The 1,443-nt window shown below is 73.5% G+C and carries 2 protein-coding genes; both read left to right on the forward strand.

What is annotated here, in order from left to right:
• Window positions 1-186: 186 nt before the first annotated feature.
• Window positions 187-789, forward strand: a complete 603-nt coding sequence (raiA, locus tag FV223_RS27515; RefSeq protein ID WP_147729861.1) for a ribosome-associated translation inhibitor RaiA — start codon at window positions 187-189, stop codon at window positions 787-789.
• A 134-nt stretch (window positions 790-923) separates the two neighbouring features.
• Window positions 924-1,391, forward strand: coding sequence for a PTS sugar transporter subunit IIA (locus tag FV223_RS27520; protein ID WP_147729862.1), 468 nt, complete (start codon window positions 924-926; stop codon window positions 1,389-1,391).
• Window positions 1,392-1,443 lie beyond the last annotated feature (52 nt).

Below are 1,443 nucleotides of genomic sequence, written 5' to 3' on the forward strand. Positions count from 1 at the left end.
GCGCCGCGGCTTCGGGTTCGCCCCGGCGTCGCGGCCGCCGCCGGAGGGGCCGGCCCTCTCCGTTGACTTCCCCTGCGCCGACTCCTTAACTCCGTCCCCCGCCGCGACGGCGGGTCGGCGTTCCGCCGAATCCCGCGGGCCTCGATCCGCGGGCAAGAGACCAGGGTCAACCAAACCGGAGGATACATGGGGTCATTGCGCGTCACGGGCCACGGCCTGGACCTCGGCGAAGCCCTCAGGGGTCGGGTCGACGAGCGGATGGCGGCGACCCTGTCCAAGTATCTCGACGGGCACATGAACGACTCGAGCACCGGCCACGTCACGCTCCGGCGCGACGGCACCGCCTACCGCACCGACTGCGTGCTGCACCTCGTCTCCGGGCTCACCATCGAGGCGTCGTCCACCGCGCACGACGCCCGCGCCAGCTTCGAGCAGACCGCCGACCGGCTGGAGAAGCGCCTGCGCCGCTACAAGCACCGGCTCAAGGAGCATGCCCAAGGGCCGAACGGGGGCCCGAACGGCGCCGCGGTCGAGGCGGCCTATGCGGTCTTCGCCGCGCCGGAGGAGGACGAGGACGAGCCCGACGACGGCTCGAACCATCCGCCGATCGTGGCCGAGAGCACCAAGACCCTCAAGCGCCACTCGGTGAGCGAGGCGGTCACCGCGCTGGACCTCACCGGCGCCCCGGTGATCGTCTTCGTCCATGCTGGCACCGGCCGCATCAACGTCGTATACCGGCGCAGCGACGGCGCGATCGGCTGGGTCGACCCGCCGAGCGCCGCGGCCTGAGCCGAGGGAGCCGGAACCGGCCCGTCGGCGCGGGGATTGATGTTTTCGGGGCTGGGCCGCGCGGACAACGCGGCGCGCCCCCTCTTCATGGGGGCGGGGCCCCCATGGCTTTCGATCGGACGGGCGGTCCTTCAATGCCGATGCTGGAATTCCTCGATCCGGATTCCGTGGTGCCCTCGCTCCGCGCCCGGGCCAAGAAGCAGGTGCTGCAGGACCTCGCCGCCCAGGCCGTCCGCCGCCTGCCGGCGCTCGACGCCCGCGACGTCTACGAGACCCTGCTCCAGCGCGAGCGCCTCGGCTCCACCGGCATCGGCGACGGCGTCGCGATCCCGCACGGCAAGCTGCCGGGGCTCGACCGGCTGTTCGGGCTCGTCGCCCGCCTCGACCGCCCGGTCGACTTCGAGTCCCTTGACGGCCGCCCGGTCGACTTCGCCTTCCTGCTGCTCGCCCCCGAGGGCGCGGGCGCCGACCACTTGAAGGCGCTCGCCCAGGTCGCGCGCATCCTGCGCGAGCCGGGAATCCTCGACCGGATCCGCGCGGCCCGCGACGGGCACGCCCTCTACGCGCTGCTCACCCACACCTCGGCCTCGCAGGCCGCATGAGCGGGCCTCGCTTCCTGCGCCGGGCCGCGCTCGCGGCGTTCCTCGCCGTGCC

Source organism: Methylobacterium sp. WL116, assembly GCF_008039455.1.
Lineage (GTDB): Bacteria > Pseudomonadota > Alphaproteobacteria > Rhizobiales > Beijerinckiaceae > Methylobacterium.

What these genes read in the sequence shown, in the direction of transcription:
- FV223_RS27520 (WP_147729862.1), top strand. Translation starts at nt 924, where the DNA reads ATGCCGATGCTGGAATTCCTCGATCCGGATTCCGTGGTGCCCTCGCTC.
- raiA (WP_147729861.1), top strand. Translation starts at nt 187, where the DNA reads ATGGGGTCATTGCGCGTCACGGGCCACGGCCTGGACCTCGGCGAAGCC.